Origin of the sequence: Pseudomonas sp., assembly GCF_030150285.1 — a bacterium.
In the GTDB taxonomy this organism is placed as follows: Bacteria; Pseudomonadota; Gammaproteobacteria; order Pseudomonadales; family Pseudomonadaceae; genus Aquipseudomonas.
Genome location: NZ_JASLGE010000032.1, coordinates 100776 through 121668 on the forward strand (window position 1 = coordinate 100776; position 20893 = coordinate 121668).

Below are 20893 nucleotides of genomic sequence, written 5' to 3' on the forward strand. Positions count from 1 at the left end.
TTGAGTGCCGCGTTCAGGGTGAGTGAAGCGTTAAGCTTCGATCAGGTGGCAGGCAATGACTGCTCCACCAATTGAGCCCAGACCGCCACCGCTGGCTCAATCACCTGGTCGTTAAAGTCGTAATACGGGTTGTGCAGGGCCGCCGAGGGTTCATCACCATCCACGCCCATCCACAGGTAGGCCCCGGGGCAGGATTGGAGCATAAAAGAGAAATCTTCCGAGGCCATTGAGGGGTTGCACCCCCACTGCACCCGGGATTCTCCGACCGCCGCCACCGCCGCCCGGCGAACAATGGCGGCGGCTTCAGCGTGGTTTTGCGTGACGGGGTAGCCAACGTGATACGTCAACTTGCCCTTGATGCCAAAAGCCCCCGGCAGGTGTTTCACGAACTGGGCGATCAGCGCCTGAACCGTGTCGCGAACCGGGGATTGTAAACAGCGCACGGTGCCTTTGAGCACGGCGGTTTCCGGGATCACATTGATCGCTTCCCCCGCGTTGACCTGCGTCACGCTGATGACCGCGCTGTCGAGCGGTGAAAGGCGCCGTGACGGGATGGTCTGCAACGCCAGAATCAGTTCGGCCGCCGCAATGATGGGGTCAGCCCCTTTGTCTGGCATCGCGGCGTGACAGCCTTTGCCGGTCAGGGTGATTTCAAAGGTGTCGAGGGACGCCATCATGGGGCCGGGGTTGATCACGACGTGCCCGGCCGGGGCACCGGGCCAGTTGTGCAGCCCATAGATGGCGTCCATGGGGAATTGCACGAACAAGCCGTCCTCAATCATCTTCCTGGCCCCCGCCAGGCCCTCTTCGGCGGGTTGAAAGACAAAATGCACCGTGCCGCTGAAGCGCCGGGTTTCACTCAAGTGGCGGGCGGTGGCCAGCAATATCGCCGTGTGCCCGTCATGGCCACACGCATGCATGCAGCCTTGGTGGGTGGACATGTGCGCAGACTGACCCAGCTCCTGGATGGGCAGGGCGTCCATATCGGCGCGAATGCCGATGGTGGGGCCCTGGCCGTTTTTCAGTGTGCCGATCACACCGGTGCCGCCCAGCCCGCGCGTCACTTCGATGCCAAAGCTCTCCAGCAGATGCGCCACCCGCTCGCCCGTTTTCAGTTCGTGGTAACCGAGCTCAGGTGCCGCGTGAAAGCTGCGGCGCCAGAGGATGGCATCGTCTATCAGTGCTTTAGAGATCGACATGGGGTTTACTCCAGGCTGGCGCCGTAACCAAAGCTGGCGGCGGGTTTGGCCGCAGTTTCGACCCAGACACTTTTCACTTCGCTGTACTCGCGCAGGGCATCGAGCCCGGAAGAACGGCCGTAACCACTCTCGCCGTAGCCGCCGAAGGGCGAACTCACGTGAATCGTCTTGTAGCCATTGACCCAGAAAGTGCCAGCGCGCACCTGCCGGGCGACGCGGTGTGCCCGGCCGACATCGCGGGTCCATACCCCGCCGGCCAGGCCGAAGCGGCTGTCGTTGGCAATACGGATGGCATCCGCTTCGTCTGTAAAGGGAATGGCCACCACCACCGGCCCGAAGATTTCCTCTTGCGCGCAGTACAGGTCGTTGGTGCCTGTCAGTACCGTGGGGTTGATGTAGTAGCCAGGGGTGTTCGGAACAGGGTCTGCAGCGGGATCGATCAGTTTTGCGCCGTCTTTCAGTGCGCCTTCAACCATGGTTTTGACATGGTTGTACTGTTTGGCGTTGTTGATCGGGCCAATCTGCGTTTCAGGATCGCTGGGGTCGCCGACCTTGAAGTGGCGGGCGGCCTGCGCCAGGGCCTGGGTGAACTTTTCAAAGATCGAAGCCTGCACCAGCAAGCGCGACCCGGAGACGCAACTTTGCCCGGCTCCGGAGAAAATCGCGGCCTGAGCACCGCGCAAGGCGATGTCCAGATCAGCGTCTTCGAAGACGATGTTGGCCGATTTTCCGCCCAGTTCCAGCACCGCCGGAATGCAGCGTTGTGCGGCGGCGACGGCAATGTGGCGCCCTGTCGCGGGGGACCCGACAAAGATCACTTTGCGGATATCGGCCTTGGCGATGAAGCCTTGGCCGATGGTGTGGCCGTAGCCTGCAATGATATTGACCAGCCCTTTGGGCACCCCCGCCCGCTCGATCAGCACACCGACCACCAGTGACGACAACACGGTCAGTTCCGAAGGTTTGAGGATGACCGCATTGCCAGCGGTCAGGGCGGGTGCAATTTGCCAGCCGCAGGTGAACACCGGCGCGTTCCAGGGCGTGATTTGCAGTACGGTGCCCAACGGTTCGTAAGTGACATAGTTCAAGTGGGAAGTCGGCACCGGAATGACTTCCCCGTGCAGCTTGTCGGCCCAGCCGGCGTAGTACTCGAACATTTCGGCCACTTTGGCCACTTCCACAATGGCATCGCGGATCGGCTTGTTGGCCGTCAGCGATTCAATCTGGGCCAGGCGATCGGCGTTTTCCCGAATCAGCGCGCCCACCCGGTAAAGGGCGCGGCCCCGCGCTTGGGCGGTGAGGGCCCACCATTGGGCCTGGGCGGCCTTGGCCACGCTGTCGGTGTGCGCAATCAGCGCGTCGTCGGCATCGGGATAGCTCAGCAACAGGCTGTCATCGTGCGCGTTGCGCACGTCCACCGGCGCGCCGTGACCGTCGATAAACTCGCCCCCGACGTAGCTGGCGATGACCGTGCGATCCCCCCAAAACGGGTGCATCAGTTCCAGGATTTTTTGCGCGCTCATTGGTTGTCTCCACGGCCATACAGCTGGGCATCGGTGCGCTGCACAATTGCGCAGAAGTCTTCGTTGTCGGGCAGCGATTCGCTGCTGGCTTGCCACAGTTGGGCGACGACACGGGACAAGGGCAGTTCCAGGTTCAGGCTTGCGGCCAGGTCGCTGGCCAGGCCCACGTCCTTGCGCATCAAGCCCATGGTGAAACCCGAGTCATAGGCGTTGTTCAGCACCCAGGTCGGGAACATGACTTGCGTGGCACCACTGCGACCTGAGCCGGCATTCAACCCTTGCAGCAGCTTCTCGGGTTCGACACCTGCCTTGGCGGCCATCGCGACGGCTTCAGCGGTGCTGATCAAGTGACAGGCGGCCAACATGTTGTTGGCGATTTTGGCGACGTTGCCCGCACCGCATTGGCCCACATGCACACGGGTGCCGCTCATGCCCTCCAGCACCGGCAGGGCGCGGGCCAGGTCCGCGTCCTCGGCGCCGATGACCATCGACATGGTGCCGGTCGCGGCCCCTTTCGGCCCGCCGGAGACCGGTGCATCGATAAAGGCCACATCAATAGTGGCCAGCGCCGCCGCGACCTTTCGGCTGGCTTCGGGGGTGGACGTGGTGGTGTCGACCACGATCAAGCCTTCGCGGCCCACCTCGATGACGCCACCCTTGCCCAGGCAGACCTCTTCGACATGGTGCGCTTTGGGCAGCGACAGAATCAGGATGTCCGATTGGCGGATCAACTGGCTGCGGTCACTGACCGGTGTAACGCCTTTCTCTTTGGCGTGGGCGAGCGCCGCCTCGCTCAGGTCAAAGCCGCTCACATCGAAGCCTTTACCCGCAAGTGTGGCGGCCATGCCGCCGCCCATATTGCCCAAGCCAATGACGCCTACTTTCATGGTCATTTAGAAAAATCCCGGTTAAGTGTTCTGAACGAATTCGAGGATCACGTTGCCTGCCGACTGCGGTTCGACGAACACCCGTCCCGGGATTTCACAGTGGGGCATGTCGTTTTGCTCCAGGATCGAGCGCAATGCGGTGAGGCTGGTGGTATGCAGGCGGATGGCAATGGCGTGGGGCCGCTTCTGGGCCACGCGCGGCAACTCGACGCCCGGAAATTCCTGGGCTGCGGTGGCGGCGTCGATGGCACGCAAAACGCCACACCCGGTATCGGCTTCCAGTGCCGTGCCGTTGTACTTCACGGCATCGCCGTAGAGGGCGCGCCAGCGCGGCTCAAGTGCTTTCGTGTCGGCCAGGTAGGTGATGGCGAGAATGCCGTCTGCCCCATTGGGGTGGTGCTGCCAGCCCTTCACCCAAATCAGTTCGGGGCGATGTTGATGGCAGATAAAGTTGGACGCATCGGCCAGCTCGGGGTCGATAAACAGCGCCAGCGACACAACCGCTTCATCGTGGCGACCATCGGGCAGCGTCATGCGGCGGCGAAAATCGATGCGACCCTGGCTTTCAAGGCCGGCTTGCACCATGCGGGCATGGTCGGCGTCCGCATCTTTGCTGTGCAGGGCCACCAGTGAAACGCCTTCCTCGCCCCGATCAAGGAATTGGCCCAGTTGGCGGCCGAAGCAAAAACCGTTTACCGAGTTGGTACCGAACTTGGACGGGTCATCGACGCCAATCAGCTCGATAAAGTTGCTGGGGAACATCATCAGGGAGGTCACGCTGCCCCAAGGGTGATAGCTGATGGGTGAAGGTGTGAACCCCATCCGGCGGTAAAGCTCCAGCGCCTCGGCGTGATTGCGCACGGTGACCAGAGGGTGATCGATACCCTGCGGGGATTGAGCAACGGCTGTCATGGGGTCTCTCCGGGTTAGCCAGTGGTTTTTGTTGAGAGGGTGGCGAGTGAGGCGGGCGCGTTACCGATCACCTTGGCCGGTGTACCTGCAACAACCGTTCCGGCGGCCACGGGTTTGAGTACGACGGCGTTGGCGGCCACGATGGCATTGGCCCCCACTTCGATATTGCCGAGCACGGTTGCGCCCGCGCAAATCAGCGCCCCGCGGCGGATTTTGGGGTGCCGGTCGCCGACCTCGCTGAGCGTGCTGCCCAGCGTGACGCCGTGCCACAGGCTGACCCCGTCTTCGACGACAGCGGTCTGGCCAATCACCAGGCCGATGCCGTGATCGACAAACAGGGCGGTGCCCAGGCGGGCGGCCGGGTGAATATCGATGCTCCAGGTATTGGCGGCCCAGTTTTGCACCAGCACTGCGCTTTGCACGTCACCTTCGGTCCACAGCGCATGGGCAATGCGATACGCCTGCACCGCCTGAATGCCGCGAAATGTCAAAAACGCCGTGAGGTGGTCTGGGCAGGCCGGGTTCACCTCTTCCAGGTGGTTGATATCGGCTGCTGCGGCTTCAGCGATGCAAGGGTGGGCGTTGATGATTGATTGAAACCAGCTTTCCAGCGCCACGTTGCTGGCCTGCGTTTGCATCTGACGGGCAAGGTTGGCGGCGAGGGCATCGCCGAATGTCGAAAAGGCCAGCAGGTGGCTTGTCGCGTAGTCGCGTAGTACCGGATTGCGCTCGGTCAATTGGTGGGCTTGATCACGAAGGCGCTGCCAAAGGGGGCTCATATCCATCTCCTGTTGCGGATGGGCCGAGTATGGACATGGGCCAGAGGCTCCAGCAATAATCTGGAATTCACAACTCTGTTGCTTTTACGGCAACACAGGAGATCTATGAGCCTGGTACACGATCGTCGAATTTTTTATTTTTTTGAGGCGGTCAGGCTGGGCAGCGTGCGTGCGGCGGCGGATTACCTCAACGTCGCCCCCTCTGCCGTCAGCCGGCAGATCGCCCAGTTGGAACTGGAACTGGGCGCGTCTCTGCTTGAGCGGCATCGCCGAGGGGTGAAACCGACTGAGGCCGGGGAGCGAGTGCTGGGGTATTACCGCCAGCGCCAGACGCATCAGGAACTGTTGCTCGATTCACTGCAGGCGCTGAGGGGGCTGCAAAGCGGGTCGGTGGTACTGGCCGTAGGGGAAGGGTTCCTGGACGGGCTGGCGGGTGCACTCAGCCATTTTTCCACGTTGTACCCCGGCATGGACATCCAGGTGAATGTGTGCGGCAGCAACGAAGTCATACGCCAGGTCGTGGAAGACGAAGCCCATATCGGCCTGGTGTTTAACCCGGCCGCCGACCCCAAGATCCGCTCTCACGCCTCGCAACCTCAGCCGGTGTGCGTGATTGTTAACCCTGACCATGTATTGGCGCAGAGCCACAGCCCGATTCCGCTGGCGGGCCTGGACACTTATCGCCTGGCATTGCCGGAAGTGTCATTCGGGATACGGCAAATACTGACCCTCGCCGAGCATCAGTTGGGGGTGATGCTCAACCCCACACTGACCTGCAACAACATCGCCATGCTCAAGCGCTACTCGATGCAAGGCGGGGTTACGCTGTTGCCGACGTTTGTGGTGGATGAAGACGTGCAAGCCGGGCGTTTGTGCACCCTGACGTTGCACAATGAAGTGTTTGCCAGCCCGCGTGTACACCTGATCAGCCGTTTGGGCCGGCAAATGAGCGTGGGGTCGAGCCGTTTGCTGGCGCTGCTGCTCCAGGAAATGTCGGCTTTCAAACCTCGTTGATCGACGAAGGCGCGCGTCGTTTCCTTGTCAGCGAACGTATTTTGTGGGATAGCCTGACCGGCGAATGAATCGGCGACGGAGCAACACGTGAGCACCAACATTATCACTGCAGAGGGGCACCACGCCCTGAAGAAGGAGCTGGACTACCTCTGGCGGGAGAAGCGGCCCGACACCACCCGCAAAGTCACCTGGGCCGCGTCGTTGGGGGATCGAAGCGAGAATGCCGATTACCAGTACAACAAAAAGTTGCTGCGCGAAATTGACCGGCGTGTGCGCTACCTGCGCAAACGGCTTGAAGACGTGCGGGTGGTGACGTATTCCCCGGAGCAGGAAGGCAAAGTCTATTTCGGTGCCTGGGTCGAAATTGAAAACGAAGCCGGCGAAACCAAGAGGCTCAGGGTAGTGGGCTACGACGAGATCTATGGGCGCAATGATTACATCTCGATTGACTCACCCATGGCGCGCGCGTTGTTGAAAAAAGAGAAAGACGACGAGGTGGTGGTGATCACGCCGACGGGAGAGGCTGTGTGGTACATCAATGCGGTGTTTTATCAGCCGCCCGCGGACCCGCCCAAGTAATACGGGCCCTGGCGCGCCCGGCCGGTGGGGTGCCAGGGGGATGGGTGCGGGCGGTCGCATCCTGCATCTGTAGGATAGCGATCCCTTTCGCCAGCGCCGATACTCACCCCCAGGCCCTGAGTCACTCATCGACTGCACGGCCTGAAAAAACCGGTGACGAAAACAATAAGAAAGTCCCACAGAGGAACGCCCATGAGCCGTGATGAACACGTCAGCCTGTTGCAGGCTTTCAGCGCTCTGACCCTGGACCTTCAACGCCTGGCGCAGCATGAGGTGATTGAACACTTCCATCGCCGCGCCCTGACCCGGATCAGTCAACTGATTGCATTCGACAGCGCCTGGTGGGGGCGTGCGGCGATGATTGACGGGGTGCCGGAAGAGCACAGCCCTCACTTCTACAACCTGCCAGCCAGTTACCTGGCGGACTGGCAGTCGATCCGCCATTTGGACGTGACCGTGCAACGGGTGCACCAGACCCCAGGCCAGGCCGTAATTGTCGACATGCGTGACCCCGCCAGTGGCGCAGGGTTGAACTGGCTGGGCGAGCGCTATGGTATTGGCCAGTGGATGTGTGTGGTGATACTCGACCCGAAAACCAACCTGAGCGATCACCTTGCCCTCTACCGCCGGCCTGACGCCGCACGGTTCAGCGATCAGGACTGCCAGTTGCTCAGCCACTTGATGCTGCATCTGGTGGCTGCCGTGTCGGCGAATCAGATCCGAACCTTGGTCGCCATGCGCGAAACGCTGACGGGTACTGGCAACCTGGCCTTGGCGGTCTGTGACACGCGTGGGGTGCTGCAATGTGCCGAAGGCGGGTTTATCGAGTTGTTACTCAAAGAGTGGCCGCAGTGGAGCGGCCCCGTCCTGCCTATCGCGCTGGATGAATCCGGCCATGCGGGTAAACAGGTCCATATCGACGCTGTGCCGGTGGGTAACCAGTACCTGTTGGCCGCCCGGGCCCACCGCGCGCTGCCCGGCCTCAGCCCGAGGGAAAACGCCGTCGCTCAAGGGTTTGGCGAAGGCAAGACCTACAAGGAAATCGCGCGCGACCTGGGCCTGTCGCCCAATACGGTGCGGCATCACATTCGTGGCATTTACAGCAAGCTCGGGGTCAAGGACAAGGCCCGCATTGCACACCTGTTACACGCCCCGCCCGACTGACGGTTTTTCTTCTTTCACCGAGTGCCCGGTGCTGTCGTTCTGACGGTCACGGGAGCCTGTTGCCCCTGTTTTATGTTGCATGCCGGTGGTGAGGCCGTACGCAGAGCCCTTCACGAACGCCGCCCCAGTGCCCCGATCTGTTGTTGTCCTGCTGAACTGGAGAGTCTGATGAAACGAAATACTGGGTTTTTCTCTGATGAATTGAGCTTTTGGCACACCCAAAGTGCTCATGTCTTGTGCGTTCCCACAGGTGGCTGGGTGCAGCCGTCTTCAAGCACCGGGCATGCCGAATCGCCCGAAACCAAGCGACGCCTCAAAAGCCTGCTGGAAGTTTCGGGCTTGAGTCGCCACCTGCTTCAATACAGCGCCACCCCGGCTAGCCAAGAGGATTTGCTACGGGTGCACACCGCCGAATACCTGCAGCGCTTTAAGGCCATGAGTGACGCCGGTGGCGGCTACCTTGGACCTGAGGCACCGATTGGGCCGGGCAGTTATGAGATCGCGTGTCTTTCCGCCGGGCTGGCCATGGCTGCCGTGGACGCGGTACTGAGTGGCGAAACAGACAACGCCTATGCGCTGTCACGGCCACCGGGGCATCACAGCCTGGCAGATGGAGCCATGGGGGTATGCTTTCTGGCCAATATCGCCATCGCCATTGAAGCTGCCAAAGTACGCCATGGCCTGGGCAAAGTAGCCGTGGTTGATTGGGACGTGCACCACGGCAATGGCACCCAGTCGATTTTTGAAAGCCGCGGGGATGTGCTGACAATTTCCGTGCACCAGGATGGCTGCTTTCCGCACGGTTACAGCGGCGAAGAGGATCGCGGTTACGGTGAGGGTTTGGGGGCGAACATTAACATTCCGTTGCCACCGGGCAGCGGTCACGAGGCTTACCTGCATGCGATGGAGCGTATCGTACTGCCGGCGCTGGAACGCTTTGAGCCCGATTTGATCATCGTCGCGTGCGGCTACGACGCGAGTGCCGTCGACCCGATGGCGCGCATGCTGTTGCACAGTGAATCGTTCCGCCTGATGACCCGCGCTCTGCGCCAGGCCGCCGAACGGCTGTGTCAGGGCCGCTTGGTGCTGGTGCATGAAGGCGGTTACAGCGAAGTCTATGTACCGTTTTGCGGGCTGGCGACGATTGAAGAACTGGTGGGTGTTCGCACAGAGGTGGATGACCCGATGCTGGAAGCGATCCAGTTACAGCAACCCAAGGAGGCGTTTCTGGGGTTTCAGCGCCAATTGATCGAGCGCATGGCGCAGGATTATCTGGCCTGACCCTTCGATGTCGTGAGCCGTATAGCCGGGGTCTGAACACGTTGCGGACACCTGGCTATCGAGTCGTTTTGTTCAACAGCGGCCTGCTCTGGCGGGCCGGGCCGCTTTGGTGCCCAGCGTTAAATGCGGCTGTTACCCGTGCACGGTGCCGTGCCTGGGAACGATCGTAACGTTAATCACAATGCCACTTAAACATTACGCCCGAGTCGGTGGGTGAGGCTTAAACCGTGTTCCATTTCGGCCGGTTGATTGCATTATTTAAATGCCGATATCCCATTATTCCTTATTCACTATCCGAAAAATTCGTTCGTGATAGTTGGCCTTCAACGGCATAACCCTTGCTTGAAATAGAGTATCGCGCCGGGTAGAGCGTGAACCCCATAGCCGTAGGTGCTCTCAATGCAATCCCATAGCCATGCCGCTAATAATATTCGTGTAGAAAGGTGCGACTTCTCGGGAGCGCAGGCCTGGATGGAGCACGTGTGCGGGCCGCATTCTCTGCGAGCCACCCATCCGCAGAATATTCAGTTTCGGCATAGCGCCAAGGTGTTTAACAGTTTTTCAACGACGCTCGGTTTTATTGAGTATGGGACCGACGTAACGGTTGATATAAAAGACTCGGCGTTTCTGACGAGTTATTGTCTCAGTTTGCCGTTTTCAGGGGGCCAAGCCCTGTCCAAGAATGGCAGCCTATTTGTCTCTGATGCCGATCACGGGCTTGTGGTTTCGCCCCATGAAACCCAGGAATTGTGGATGGCGGGGGACTGTAGAAAGTTATCTGTCATCATTCCCCGACTGTCCATGCGCCAAACCCTGGAGGACATGTTGCACCGCACGGCGGATATACCGTTAAAGTTTGAGCCGACGGTGGATGCGCTTAACGGAGCGACGGCTTCATGGTGGCGGTTGGTGAGGCAATTTGCCGAAGAGTTGGAGCGCGGCAGTGGTGTGTTTGAACATTCGCTGTTTTCACGGGACATTGAAACAGCCCTGATCAAGGGGCTGATACTCTCTCAGCCCAACAACTACAGCGCCTTGATCAGCGAACACTTGCAGGGGCAGTTGCCGCACTACTTGATTAAAGCCCGACAGTTTATTCATGAACGCGCGCGCGAAGACATCGGCCTGGAAGATATTGAAAAAGCGTCGGGCGTGTCACGCTTCAAAGTGTTTGATGGTTTCAAGCGGCACTTCGGCATGCCCCCAATGGCTTATCTGAAAAAATACCGATTAACAGCGGTGCGCCGGGAAATATTAGAGGGCGGTGCGGTAAGAAGCCTGTCAACGCTGGCGATGGGGTGGGGGTTCAAGCACTTGGGGCGCTTTGCGATTGAATACCGCAAACTCTTTAATGAACCTCCCAGTGCAACGTTGCAGCGTGGCGAACTTCGGCACAAGAGGCCACTTTAAGATGAACCGAGTGATTGATCGTCTTAACGATATGCCGGGTATGGATTTGTCCGGTATTTTACAGTGCCCGGTGTTTACCAGCAGCTCGGCATGCGAATCGCGGAATCGGCTTACCCAAGAGCTGGTTGAACACGAAATTGAGTGGGGGCAGGGTCGAGTCAATACCGCGCTGTATCGAGCGCAAGTAGGGCGGTGCGAAGTGATGGCGCTGCGTTACGGTGCGCAGGTTGAAATCCGGCCACAGCCTTTTGAACACTTTGTCCTGATTCAAATGCCGATACGGGGCAGGGCAGAACTCAGGTCTGCAAGCGCAACGTACGCTGTGAGGCCGGGTGAAGCGGCCATATTTTCGCCGGGCGAGCAGGCGTCGTTATTGTGGAGCGAAGACTGCGAGCAATTGATGGTCAAGGTTCCGCTAAGCCTCGTCAGTTGGGGTTTTTCCCAGTTTCAGCCGGTGAGCGCGGGCCGTCATGAGTTGCCCGAAGTGCAAACCCTGCAGCAGCATACTGCTTCGCGGTTGCTCAGGTTGGTGGCGGAGTTGCTGGACTGTATGAGAACAAACGAGACCGCGAGCTCAAGATGGACGCGGCAAGTGGAAGAAAGCCTGACGTTGTTCATACTCGATAATTATTTTAATGCGCAGGCACCAGGCAGTGCTGCGTTGGCCCCCCCTTCAAACAGTGCCAGCAAACGCGTCGAAACGTTTTTCAAATCCCGTATCGGGCAAGAAACGACACTCTTGGACCTTGCCACAACAATGGGTGTCAGCGTGCGCAGTTTGCATTCCATTTGCCAGCGCGAATATGGTCAGAGCCCTATGGAACTGCTGCGTAGCTTTCGGCTGGAGGCGGTCAGGGAGCGGTTATTGGCGTCAGACCCATCCAGTGTCACGCAAGTGGCTTTGGAGTATGGGTTCAGCCATGTGGGCCGTTTTGCGCAGTATTACCGGGAGCGTTTTGGCGAGTTGCCGCACACTACCGCCAGAGGGTAAAGGTGCCAGGCCTTTCAGGGTTCTGCCGCTCAGCAGGAGCACAATCAAAAAAGCCGCCTTATTCAGGCGGCAAAAGGAGCGGCCTACAGGGTATTCATTAAAGGGGGAAGAAGCGCTCACCCAACTGCAGAGTCACCCATTTAAGTTCGGTCATATCGTGCAGGGAATAACGGCCATTCTCTTTGCCGTGGCCACTGTCTTTAAAACCGCCGAACGGGGCGTTTGGGTCGTCGTCGAACGAGTTGTCATTGATATGCACTGAACCCGCGTGCACATTGAGCGCAAAATCGAATGCTTTTTGCAGGTCATTGGTGACGATGCCGGAAGACAAGCCATAAGACGTGTCGTTAGCCAGTTCGACCGCATGTTCATAGTTATTGGCCTTGAGAATGGACACCAGCGGCCCGAAGGTTTCATCGCCATAAACGTCCATGTCCGGGGTTACATGGGTCAGCACAGAGGGCGCAAACACATTGCCTTCATGGGTTCCACCGGCGAGGAGTACAGCGCCCTTGGCGAGCGCGTCATCAATATGCTGGCGAACAAACTCACATTGAGCGTGACTGATCAGCGGCCCTACGATAGTGTCCGGATGAGAAGGGTCGCCGGCCTTTATCGTGCGTACTTTGTCGACAAAGCGTTTGCAGAACTCATCGTAGATGTCCGCTTCCACGATGATGCGCGAGTTGGCCATACACACCTGGCCCTGATTGAAATAAATGCCGAATGCCGCAGCCCGGACGGCGTAGTCCAGGTCGGCGTCTTTTAAAATGACGATGGGGCTCTTGCCACCCAACTCCAGAACGATTTTTTTCTGAAACTTCCCGGCCAGCGCTGACAAGTAGTTGCCAACTTTGGCCGAGCCGGTAAACGTCACCATCTTGACGCGTTTATCCGAGAAGAATGTATCGCCCAATGCTTCGTTGGTGGTGGGCAATACGCTAAGCACACCGGGCGGCAATCCGGCCTGTTCCAAAATCTCGGCAAAGAGCAAACCAATTAACGGTGTTTGCGGCGCGGGCTTCAATATAAACGCATTGCCGGCAGCAAGGGCGGGTGCCAGTTTTTTCCCGTTGAGCAGAAAAGGCGCGTTGAACGGGCCAACCCCTGCAATCACTCCCAGGGGTTGTCTGATCGACATTGAGATCCGCCCGGGGGCATCAGCCGGCATGGTTTCCCCACGGACATCGCGGGCTTGGCCAGCGGCGATGCGGAAGGTGCTGATCATGTAATCGCACTCAAACATCGCTTTGCCAAGGACGTTGCCACCTTCCTCGATCAGGACTTTTACAATGTCGGCTCTGCGCAACTCGATAATATCGGCCGCTTTGCAAAGAATGGCTTCGCGCTCTTTTGCAAGTGTTTTGCCCCAGGTTTTTTGTGCTTCTACTGCGCTGGCAATTGCACGGTCAATATCCTCTGCAGTGGCCAGGTTTACGCGCGCAATAACAGTTTTATTATAGGGGTTGATGACATCCTGTTGAGGCTGATCGGCTCGTTGCCACGGCTTGCCCTCAATGTAAGGATAAAAGTGAGGTATAGAGGTATTCATTATAGTTGTCATTCTAATCACCTGGTTAAATGCACATCGAGTGTGGTGGTATTAAACAGTCTCGTTGGGCTTGCCATTGTCCATCCATGTTTGGAGTTTGAACGGTGCGGGTGCAGTAAAACTAAAGCGACAAACAGTCCCTGTTTATTCCCGGTCAACGGGTCCGTGAAGCAATGTCTAACGTCATACTTGACCCGCGCGTGGCAACGGGCATTGCGCACAGTCGCCTGAAGAGGTGACAGTGGGTATAAGCCGCCTGCTATTGGCGCAAGCCTTCAATCTTCAGCTGTGTTCGTGTGCTGGTACTGTTGAAACCATGTGCGGGGTGATTCGCCCTGGTCCGGCCCCAGAATTGAAAAGCCGCCATCGACCGGTACGTCTACGCCGGTCATCCAGGACGCATCGTCCGAGCATAGAAAGCTGATCACTTGTGCAACTTCCTGGCCGCGACCGATTCGCCCCAACGGGTGCAGCGGCGCGCCGACTTTATCCGCCACATCGATATCATCAGCGCACATCTGTGCAACGGCGGGGGACCATGTCCAGGCGGGTGACACGCAAAGCACGCGAACACCGGCAGGAGCCAGGGCAACAGCAAAACTCTTGGTTATCTGGATCAATGCCGCCTTGGACGCCGGGTAAAGGGCCCTGCCGACCGCTCCAAACTTGCCTCCGGTGCTGCCCATATTGATCACGACAGCGCCGCGGGATAAGTGAGGCAGCACTTTTTGAGTGAACATGGCGGCGGACACTAAATTAACGTCCAACGTCTGGTGCCATTGTTCGCGCGTTGAGTGAATGCCGTGGTCCACGTATATGCAGGCGTTATTCACCAGAATATCAATGCGCCCGAAACGAGCGATGGCAAATTCAATGCAATGCTCAATATCGTCATCGAGCTCAACATTGCATGCGCAAAAGGCGCTGGACGGGCCCAGTGTGTCTTCCAGCGCACAACCGGCATCGCGGTTGCGGCCGACAAGCACAACATTGGCTCCCACACTTAACAGGTGCCTGGCAATGTCTACTCCCAGGCCCTGGGTGCTGCCGGTAACAATCGCCACCTTACCGTTCAGGTTCATGTAAAGGCCCTCATCACGTCAGACACACGGGTGATGTCTGCGATTAACGTCATGTTATTGAGCGAGGCTTCATGGGTGAGCGTACTTGCCGAGGCACAAGCGTCGGCCACTACGCTGACTTCATAGCCGCAATCAACGGCATGTCTGACAGTACTTTCAACCACGGAATGAGTGGCAACACCGGCCACGATCAATACAGGGTTGTTGATCGAGGCAATCAGTTCTTCCAGGCGGGTACCGTAGAACGCATTAATCCGGTTGTGCGTAATCACCTGTTCCAGGGCAGAGTCCTGCGGCTTTAGTGCGTCTAAAAACTCCGCGCCCCATGACCCCTCCAGCACGGCACCCACCTTTGCCACGTTCTTGAAAATGGGGGCGTTCTGTATCAAGTCACCGTAGTCGGCGCTGTACGCCACCCGCACGTGGAAGATGGGCCAACCCTGGTCACGGGCCCCGCTTAACAGGAGTGACGCGGCGCTGACCAGGTGTTGTCTTGCTGCAGGATCATCACCCAAGCCGACTTTAATTTTGCCGTGCTCATGCAGAACATCATTTTGATAGTGCAGGGCGATCACAACCGGCGTCTTCATCACACAAAAACCTCAAGGTTTTCGAATACATCATCGCAGTTGACCAGTTGCACTTTCTTTAACTGTATTTTCCAGCCACCGTTTTCTTGCGCGGCCAGCTTGTAGGTGTAACGGCCCGCCAGTTGGCGCTGTTTAAGGCGCCACTCGGTGACTTGGAATACAGCGCTGACGACGACATTGCCATGGTCATCCGTGCCTTCGACGGCAATGTTGCCCACCAGGTGCGCCGTTTGGGTTTGCGGTTGTTGCGACCAGTTACGGGCGTTCTCGACGCGACGAATGCGTACCGCGCGAAGCATGCGGTCTTCCCAGAAAAGGGAAATATGATCGAACGGATTGTCCTGGTAGTGTTTCTGAGGTGCCCAGTACATGCCGGTGTCGGTAAACAGCTTGTCCCATTGCCAAAACTTGCGTTGATCCAGAAGTTTTGCTTCTTCGAAGATAAACGCCTCAATACTGCGCAAGGTTTCTACAGGCGTGGTGACGGCATTGAGTGCAGTGGTGTTAATGTCGAACGTTGCATCAGGCAGCATGGGTGCTCTCCTTGGCAATAAGGGTGGTCGTCATATACCGCTTCCACGCGGCAAACTGGTTGCGCATGGGCAGTTCGCTCGTGCCATTGGTAGAAATGGCACCGTCTTCCAGGGTGATATCCTGGCCGGCATAGCGGTGCATGCTGATCCACTCTCCGCCACGGGTCATGTTGCCTTCCTGGCAGCGGGCATAGACTTCAACGTCATCTGGCATGACGTTGGAAGAAGGCGAGTTAATAACGTTGGCGTAAGTCAGCGCACGATCAAACACTGAGCTGGGCGCGCCTTTACAGCGGAAGGTTTGAATCTCGACCATGGTGCGGTCCACAGCCAGTGGGCGGATCACGCGAAACTGCATAAAGACCGTGTGGGGAGAACCGCTGCCGTAAATCACCGTGTTGTGGCGGTTCATGCCCAGAATTTCACGGCTGCGTTCTTCGCCATACGCTTTGCTCAAACACTCAAAGTGTTCGCGCGACACAATATCTCGGTCTGCGGCAGCCGGGTCAAAGATGGCTTCCATATAACCGTGGCCGTTGTTGTAGGCGCGCAGTTCCAGTTTTTCCCAGAAGTCATACGGCTCGCCGTTGCCATCCATGATCAACAACTCAAACGGCATTTCGCCAATGGCTTCGGCTTCGCCCCGGGCAGCGTCTACGGAAGATTCATGGGTAATACGAGCGTGCATGGTGTCATGCAGGTTTTCATAGAACACTTTCCAGTTCGAACGCTGTTGCACACGGAAAATGCCACCGGCGACTTCAACTTCGCCAACCGGGGAACGGTCGCACAGGTTGTCGATAGAGGTGATCACGCCCCCGAGAAAGGATTTCAGGTCTTCGCCGTAGGCCGCCTGGCTCGCAAAAACAAAACCGCGGTAACTGTCGACACGGGCGACACTGACCATGGAAAAGTCGGCATGTTTCGGGTCGTAGCAGGTACCTTCGAAACCGCTCTTTAAAGGGGCCGACAGATGTTGCCCATCCAGTTTGAACGTCCATGCGTGGTACGGGCAGCGGAAGAACTTACCGACGTTGCCATCGCCATCGGCCACCAGTTTGGCCCCTTTGTGGGGGCAGCGGTTGTAGAGCACGTTCACCGTACCATCGGCTGCGCGAACCATGACGACATCCTGTTCGCCAAGGCGCGTGGTGTGGTAATCCCCCGCGTGTTTCACCTGGCTTTCATGGCCTACATAGATCCATGCATGGCCGTAAATCCGTTCCATTTCCAATTTGAAGAGAACCGGATCGGTATAGACGCTCTTATGGACGCTGTCTTCTCGAATTAAAGCGGCGATGTGTTCATTCGTTGGAATCATGACGTTTACTCTTTTTATTAGATGTTCAGGACCAATCGGTTGCTGGTGGCGCGTGACACACAGGTGCAAAAACTTCCGGCAGAACGCTCCCGCTCGGACAGGCAAATATCACGGTGATCGGCTTCTCCCTCTTGAATCTGCGCCACACACACGCCGCAATCGCCTCTTCGGCAATCAAACAGGGGGTCCAGCCCGGCTTCGATCATTGCGTCCAGCACGGTTTTGTCTGCGGCCACGGTTAATGCAATGCCAGTACCGCTGAGGAAAACTTCAAAAGCCCGGTCGCCTGTTTTTTCCAGGGCACCCGCGAAAGTCTCAGAGTGCAAATGGTCTTCTGGCCAGCCCAACTCGCGGGCGGTGGCCAAGACACTGCTGACCATTTTATTGGGGCCGCATATATATAAATGATGACCAGCACTGGGGTTGGCCAAGGCCTGCGAGGCGGGAAAACGCTTGCTTCTATCGCCCTGGGTAATCCAGAGTTTTTTATGGGTCAGTTGTTCAACCTCTGGCAGGTAGGCCATGGCTTCCTGGCTGCGGCCTGCATAGTGCAATGTATAGGGTTTTAATTGAGCATCGAGGTGCCGCGCCATACTTAAAATGGGCGTAATACCAATGCCACCCGCAATTAACGTTACATGGCGAGCGTGTTCATCCAGGGCAAATAAATTCTCCGGATGTTTAACCTGGACATGTTCGCCTTCGGTTAACGAGTGGAGCCATCGGGAGCCCCCCGTACTTTCATCTTCAAGTTGGACGGCTATTTCGTAGACGTCCTCGCCACCGCTATTAACCAGCGAATAAGCGCGGTGTTGTATGCGATCACCCGCAATAGTGATTTCGATATGGGCACCCGGCGAAAAAGCCGGAAGCGGACTGTGGTCGGGGGAAACCAACAAGAGCTTGCGGATTCGTGGGGTGAGGCATTCTATTTGCCGCACCATGAGAGACAGGCTGGACATACTTCATTTCTCCGAAGGCAGGTGCCCAATCTACGAGCCTGACGACTTCAAAAAAAGCCGGAAATGGAAAAGGCACTATCCAGATCTGGCATTTTATTTGGGCCAACTGGCGCTCGATATCTTTCGTTTAATCCAGGGTCTGGCGATAAATAGAGGTCACCACAGCTTTTGTTGTTTCGATATAACCGTCTACATCCGCGTCCGTCATGGGCAGCGTTAATCCAACCTGACCGCGATGTACCGGAAAGTAACCGCGAGTTGCCATTTCCAGCGCATAAATACTCATGCTGTTATCGTCTATCTTGTGCCAATAGTCGCGATGGGTGGTGATGGCCTCTCCCAGTTGCCGGGTAAAAGCGAACGCAAACACCGAGAATGCCCCGAATATAATAAAGGGATAATGATGTTCCGCTGCCCAACGGTTCAGTTCGTTTCTAATCTTCGCGAACATTTCATTGAGCCGTTGGTAGGCTTTTTGATCCATGGCGTTGAGGCATGCAATGCCTGCTGCGCAGGCCAATGGGTGACCATGGTGGGTGCCGGAAATCATGACGTGGTTGTCTTCCAGTACCCGGAACACTTTCCGGCTGCCGCCCACGGCCCCAATGGGAAGACCGCCACCAATCATTTTACCCAGCACGGTGAGGTCGGGCTTGATTTGATACTCGCCTTGAAGCCCATGGTATGCGGCGCGCAATGTGACGGTTTCGTCGACGATCAGCAAGATGCCAAGCTCTTCAGTCAACGCCCTGATTTTTTTCACGAATGTTTTGTCGAGTACGACAATGCCCCCAGCACACGCTTGTAGTTCCATCATTACGCAGGCGATGTCCTGCGCATGAGCGCGCAGAATCTTCTCGCAGGCTTCGTAATCGTTTTGCACCAGAATAATGACATTATCGGTTTTATAGCGTGGAATGCCGTCGGAGTCTGGAAGCGCCCTGGGGTTAAAATCCGGGCCGGGAAAGTGCTCGGGATTGGGGTGTGCCGACACGGCGAGTTCATCTGTAAACCCGTGGTACCCGCCTTCAAATTTGGCAATTTTATGACGCCCGGTGTATCCCCGTGCAATGCGAACGGCACTCAGGCAGGCCTCGCTGGCGGAACACGAGAACTTGACCTGTTCGATGGATTCAATTCTGTCGCAGATCAGCTTGGCGAGTTCAAGTTCGTGGTCGGTCGGGTTACCGAAAGAGAAACCATTCGGTAGCATATCCGTAATGGCTTGAATAATCGCCGGGTGGTTATGGCCCAGTACGTTCGTGGAGAAATTGTTATTAAGGTCGAGGAGTTTTTTTCCTTCAATGGTATAGATGTATTGCGCGTCACCTTTTTCGACAAAGATGGCGTGTGGACCAAAACCAAAGGTGCGCCTGCTGAACCCCCCTGGAATAAGATGCTTTCCTTTATGCGTTTCAGTCTTGGACAGACTAAAGGTGTCCGAGAAGTTTTTAACGGATTGCTGATAATCAAGTTTCATGGTTATTCCCGTATAAAAGTCTGGCAGGCGAATACGCTCGCGGGTAGCCCCGGGCACCTCTAACGCTGCCCGTCTCGCGTTCCAGTGTGGTTGTTGAACTCATGAGTCATGAGTGTGATAGCGGGTGTTTTAGGCATGTCCTATAGACACTGTTGTGCCTGGCGGCTCAGGTCGAAGTGGGCAGTTCATTGGCTTGGAAGTTTGCTGATTTGCGTCGGCCATTGATGATGCCCACCCCGGCTGCAATCGGAACGAGCCAAGGTAATAAACTGGCCAGTTCCGAGTGGGAGCCTGTTAACGCCTGAAAGTTACTCAGGGCTAACACGATGACAACGATAAGCCCCGCGCCCCCGAGTAGCGGGGCCGCAAAACCTTGCCAGAAAAAGCCTTTCCCTGTTTTTTTGAAGTACGCGATGACGGCAACGGCCCCCATGGCTTGCAAGACCAGAATGGCCAATGTGCCGACTGCAACCATCCACATGTAGAGATTGCCAATGGGATCCGCGCCGGTAAACATGAACGCCAGGAGTATGGCCAGTGTGATGGCGCTGAGTGCCAAACTGGCTCTATGCGGGCTGCTGTATTTTTTATGCACACGGCTTAACGAACTGAACAGAAACCTGGAGCGGGCGAGAGAAAAGAGGTACCGGCACAAAGCGTTATGGAACGACAGAAGTACTGCAAACAGGCTCGTAACGGCAAGTAATTGCATGAGTTGGGTCGACCAGAGGCCAACATAGCGGGTATTCATGTTGAACACGAAATTCACCAGGTCATCTGTAGCCGCGGCTTGTATGTCACTGCCTGAGTAAGCAATGCCCAAACACCAGGTGGTCAGCGTATAAAATACGCCAATCAGGGCAATGGCAATGTAGGTGGCCCTGGGAATGGTCGTATGCGGGTTTTTGGCTTCTTCACCGTAAAGAGTGGTTGACTCAAACCCGACGAAACAGGCGAAGGCAAACATTAATGCCACGCCGAGGCCGGGTGCGCTGAAATCGACTGGAATGAAGTTGGACACATTCATCGCTGCAAGGTCTGACTGAACCAGGACCGCTGCATCGAACACAACAAGAATCAACACCTCGAATATCATTAAGACACCGAGTATCTTCGCTGAAATGTTGACATCCAGATAACCAAACAGGCCGACTAGCGCAATGGCCATTACGGCGCTTAACTGCCAACTGATGGTCATGCCGGTAAAGTTTTTAACAAGTTCCGAGTTGAATGCGGAGAAGGCACCATAAATGCCGGCCAGCATGCAAATGTAGGCGAGTATGGCAACACCTGACGCGGCATGCCCGACGCTGCGCCCGATACCCACTTTAACCAGCTCGGCAAACCCGCCTGCACTCACCACATATCGGCTCATCGCGGCAAAGCCGATGGCGAACAGCATCAAAATAACGGAAGCACACAAATATAAGGCGGGTGCGCTGCTGCCGCCGATAGCGAATACCGCTGGCGATCCGCCCAGCGTTGCGCCCAGTGGAGCGGCTGCCGCGACGACAAAAAATACAATATCGGACACGCCCAGTGAGTTTGTTTTTAAATTGTTTTTCTGATCACGATCTTGCATAAGGTACTCCAGACGGCATATCACAGTACGTTGCTGCCACGTCGGCGAGCAC

Annotated in this window: 19 protein-coding genes; 6 read left to right on the plus strand and 13 right to left on the minus strand. The window is 57.1% G+C overall.

The window, feature by feature from the left end:
- Positions 1 to 41 precede the first annotated feature (41 nt).
- The 5 genes from Q1W15_RS07155 to epsC are packed head-to-tail and all read right to left on the minus strand — an operon-like array spanning position 42 to position 5300.
- Positions 42 to 1199, minus strand: a complete 1158-nt coding sequence (locus Q1W15_RS07155; RefSeq protein WP_300725521.1) for a M20 aminoacylase family protein — start codon at positions 1197 to 1199, stop codon at positions 42 to 44.
- Positions 1200 to 1204: 5 nt separating this feature from the next.
- Positions 1205 to 2722, minus strand: coding sequence for an aldehyde dehydrogenase family protein (locus tag Q1W15_RS07160; protein ID WP_300725523.1), 1518 nt, complete (start codon positions 2720 to 2722; stop codon positions 1205 to 1207).
- Positions 2719 to 3615, minus strand: a complete 897-nt coding sequence (locus Q1W15_RS07165; protein ID WP_300725525.1) for an NAD(P)-dependent oxidoreductase — start codon at positions 3613 to 3615, stop codon at positions 2719 to 2721. Before Q1W15_RS07165 ends, Q1W15_RS07160 begins: the two co-directional genes overlap by 4 nt.
- 15 nt (positions 3616 to 3630) lie before the next feature.
- A complete protein-coding gene (locus Q1W15_RS07170) occupies positions 3631 to 4521 on the minus strand; it encodes a VOC family protein (protein ID WP_300725527.1) in 891 nt (296 codons plus the stop codon).
- Between the two features lie 14 nt (positions 4522 to 4535).
- Positions 4536 to 5300, minus strand: coding sequence for a serine O-acetyltransferase EpsC (gene epsC / locus Q1W15_RS07175; protein ID WP_300725529.1), 765 nt, complete (start codon positions 5298 to 5300; stop codon positions 4536 to 4538).
- 105 nt (positions 5301 to 5405) lie between these two features.
- Here epsC and Q1W15_RS07180 point away from each other — a divergent pair, with 105 nt between their 5' ends.
- The 6 genes from Q1W15_RS07180 to Q1W15_RS07205 all read left to right on the plus strand — a co-directional run bounded on the left by Q1W15_RS07180 (position 5406) and on the right by Q1W15_RS07205 (position 11739).
- Positions 5406 to 6314 (plus strand): LysR family transcriptional regulator, encoded by a 909-nt coding sequence (locus Q1W15_RS07180; protein ID WP_300725531.1) that lies wholly within the window; start codon positions 5406 to 5408, stop codon positions 6312 to 6314.
- Positions 6315 to 6401: 87 nt separating this feature from the next.
- Positions 6402 to 6893 (plus strand): transcription elongation factor GreB, encoded by a 492-nt coding sequence (greB, locus tag Q1W15_RS07185; RefSeq protein ID WP_300725533.1) that lies wholly within the window; start codon positions 6402 to 6404, stop codon positions 6891 to 6893.
- A gap of 192 nt (positions 6894 to 7085) precedes the next feature.
- The gene (locus Q1W15_RS07190; RefSeq protein WP_300725535.1) at positions 7086 to 8057 is read left to right on the plus strand and encodes a LuxR C-terminal-related transcriptional regulator; all 972 of its coding nucleotides are present in this window, start codon (positions 7086 to 7088) and stop codon (positions 8055 to 8057) included.
- A 168-nt stretch (positions 8058 to 8225) separates the two neighbouring features.
- A complete protein-coding gene (locus tag Q1W15_RS07195) occupies positions 8226 to 9338 on the plus strand; it encodes a class II histone deacetylase (protein ID WP_300725537.1) in 1113 nt (370 codons plus the stop codon).
- A gap of 399 nt (positions 9339 to 9737) precedes the next feature.
- Positions 9738 to 10748 carry a helix-turn-helix domain-containing protein gene (locus Q1W15_RS07200; protein ID WP_300725539.1) on the plus strand — a complete coding sequence of 337 codons (1011 nt, stop codon included), beginning with the start codon at positions 9738 to 9740 and terminating at the stop codon, positions 10746 to 10748.
- Position 10749: 1 nt separating this feature from the next.
- Positions 10750 to 11739: an AraC family transcriptional regulator gene (locus Q1W15_RS07205; RefSeq protein ID WP_300725541.1), complete on the plus strand. Its 990-nt coding sequence runs from the start codon at positions 10750 to 10752 to the stop codon at positions 11737 to 11739.
- A gap of 97 nt (positions 11740 to 11836) precedes the next feature.
- On the opposite strand, the gene Q1W15_RS07210 is transcribed toward Q1W15_RS07205, so the two are convergent.
- The 8 genes from Q1W15_RS07210 to Q1W15_RS07245 all read right to left on the minus strand — a co-directional run bounded on the left by Q1W15_RS07210 (position 11837) and on the right by Q1W15_RS07245 (position 20841).
- Positions 11837 to 13291 carry an aldehyde dehydrogenase family protein gene (locus tag Q1W15_RS07210; protein WP_300725543.1) on the minus strand — a complete coding sequence of 485 codons (1455 nt, stop codon included), beginning with the start codon at positions 13289 to 13291 and terminating at the stop codon, positions 11837 to 11839.
- A gap of 275 nt (positions 13292 to 13566) precedes the next feature.
- Positions 13567 to 14373 (minus strand): SDR family oxidoreductase, encoded by an 807-nt coding sequence (locus Q1W15_RS07215; protein WP_300725545.1) that lies wholly within the window; start codon positions 14371 to 14373, stop codon positions 13567 to 13569.
- Positions 14370 to 14963, minus strand: coding sequence for a cysteine hydrolase (locus Q1W15_RS07220; RefSeq protein WP_300725547.1), 594 nt, complete (start codon positions 14961 to 14963; stop codon positions 14370 to 14372). Before Q1W15_RS07220 ends, Q1W15_RS07215 begins: the two co-directional genes overlap by 4 nt.
- Positions 14963 to 15496: an aromatic-ring-hydroxylating dioxygenase subunit beta gene (locus Q1W15_RS07225; RefSeq protein WP_300725549.1), complete on the minus strand. Its 534-nt coding sequence runs from the start codon at positions 15494 to 15496 to the stop codon at positions 14963 to 14965. Before Q1W15_RS07225 ends, Q1W15_RS07220 begins: the two co-directional genes overlap by 1 nt.
- Entirely contained in the window at positions 15486 to 16817 is a 1332-nt protein-coding gene (locus Q1W15_RS07230) for an aromatic ring-hydroxylating dioxygenase subunit alpha (RefSeq protein ID WP_300725551.1), read from the minus strand. Before Q1W15_RS07230 ends, Q1W15_RS07225 begins: the two co-directional genes overlap by 11 nt.
- A 17-nt stretch (positions 16818 to 16834) precedes the next feature.
- The gene (locus tag Q1W15_RS07235) at positions 16835 to 17779 is read right to left on the minus strand and encodes a PDR/VanB family oxidoreductase (protein WP_300725553.1); all 945 of its coding nucleotides are present in this window, start codon (positions 17777 to 17779) and stop codon (positions 16835 to 16837) included.
- Positions 17780 to 17906: 127 nt separating this feature from the next.
- Positions 17907 to 19259 carry an aminotransferase class III-fold pyridoxal phosphate-dependent enzyme gene (locus Q1W15_RS07240; RefSeq protein ID WP_300725555.1) on the minus strand — a complete coding sequence of 451 codons (1353 nt, stop codon included), beginning with the start codon at positions 19257 to 19259 and terminating at the stop codon, positions 17907 to 17909.
- Between the two features lie 166 nt (positions 19260 to 19425).
- Positions 19426 to 20841: an APC family permease gene (locus Q1W15_RS07245; RefSeq protein ID WP_300725557.1), complete on the minus strand. Its 1416-nt coding sequence runs from the start codon at positions 20839 to 20841 to the stop codon at positions 19426 to 19428.
- Positions 20842 to 20893: the final 52 nt, after the last annotated feature.

Coding starts and splice junctions, on each gene's coding strand:
- Q1W15_RS07155 (WP_300725521.1), bottom strand. CDS start 1,199: ATGTCGATCTCTAAAGCACTGATAGACGATGCCATCCTCTGGCGCCGC.
- Q1W15_RS07160 (WP_300725523.1), bottom strand. CDS start 2,722: ATGAGCGCGCAAAAAATCCTGGAACTGATGCACCCGTTTTGGGGGGAT.
- Q1W15_RS07165 (WP_300725525.1), bottom strand. CDS start 3,615: ATGACCATGAAAGTAGGCGTCATTGGCTTGGGCAATATGGGCGGCGGC.
- Q1W15_RS07170 (WP_300725527.1), bottom strand. CDS start 4,521: ATGACAGCCGTTGCTCAATCCCCGCAGGGTATCGATCACCCTCTGGTC.
- epsC (WP_300725529.1), bottom strand. CDS start 5,300: ATGAGCCCCCTTTGGCAGCGCCTTCGTGATCAAGCCCACCAATTGACC.
- Q1W15_RS07180 (WP_300725531.1), top strand. CDS start 5,406: ATGAGCCTGGTACACGATCGTCGAATTTTTTATTTTTTTGAGGCGGTC.
- Q1W15_RS07190 (WP_300725535.1), top strand. CDS start 7,086: ATGAGCCGTGATGAACACGTCAGCCTGTTGCAGGCTTTCAGCGCTCTG.
- Q1W15_RS07195 (WP_300725537.1), top strand. CDS start 8,226: ATGAAACGAAATACTGGGTTTTTCTCTGATGAATTGAGCTTTTGGCAC.
- Q1W15_RS07200 (WP_300725539.1), top strand. CDS start 9,738: ATGCAATCCCATAGCCATGCCGCTAATAATATTCGTGTAGAAAGGTGC.
- Q1W15_RS07205 (WP_300725541.1), top strand. CDS start 10,750: ATGAACCGAGTGATTGATCGTCTTAACGATATGCCGGGTATGGATTTG.
- Q1W15_RS07210 (WP_300725543.1), bottom strand. CDS start 13,291: ATGAATACCTCTATACCTCACTTTTATCCTTACATTGAGGGCAAGCCG.
- Q1W15_RS07215 (WP_300725545.1), bottom strand. CDS start 14,373: ATGAACCTGAACGGTAAGGTGGCGATTGTTACCGGCAGCACCCAGGGC.
- Q1W15_RS07220 (WP_300725547.1), bottom strand. CDS start 14,963: ATGAAGACGCCGGTTGTGATCGCCCTGCACTATCAAAATGATGTTCTG.
- Q1W15_RS07225 (WP_300725549.1), bottom strand. CDS start 15,496: ATGCTGCCTGATGCAACGTTCGACATTAACACCACTGCACTCAATGCC.
- Q1W15_RS07230 (WP_300725551.1), bottom strand. CDS start 16,817: ATGATTCCAACGAATGAACACATCGCCGCTTTAATTCGAGAAGACAGC.
- Q1W15_RS07235 (WP_300725553.1), bottom strand. CDS start 17,779: ATGTCCAGCCTGTCTCTCATGGTGCGGCAAATAGAATGCCTCACCCCA.
- Q1W15_RS07240 (WP_300725555.1), bottom strand. CDS start 19,259: ATGAAACTTGATTATCAGCAATCCGTTAAAAACTTCTCGGACACCTTT.
- Q1W15_RS07245 (WP_300725557.1), bottom strand. CDS start 20,841: ATGCAAGATCGTGATCAGAAAAACAATTTAAAAACAAACTCACTGGGC.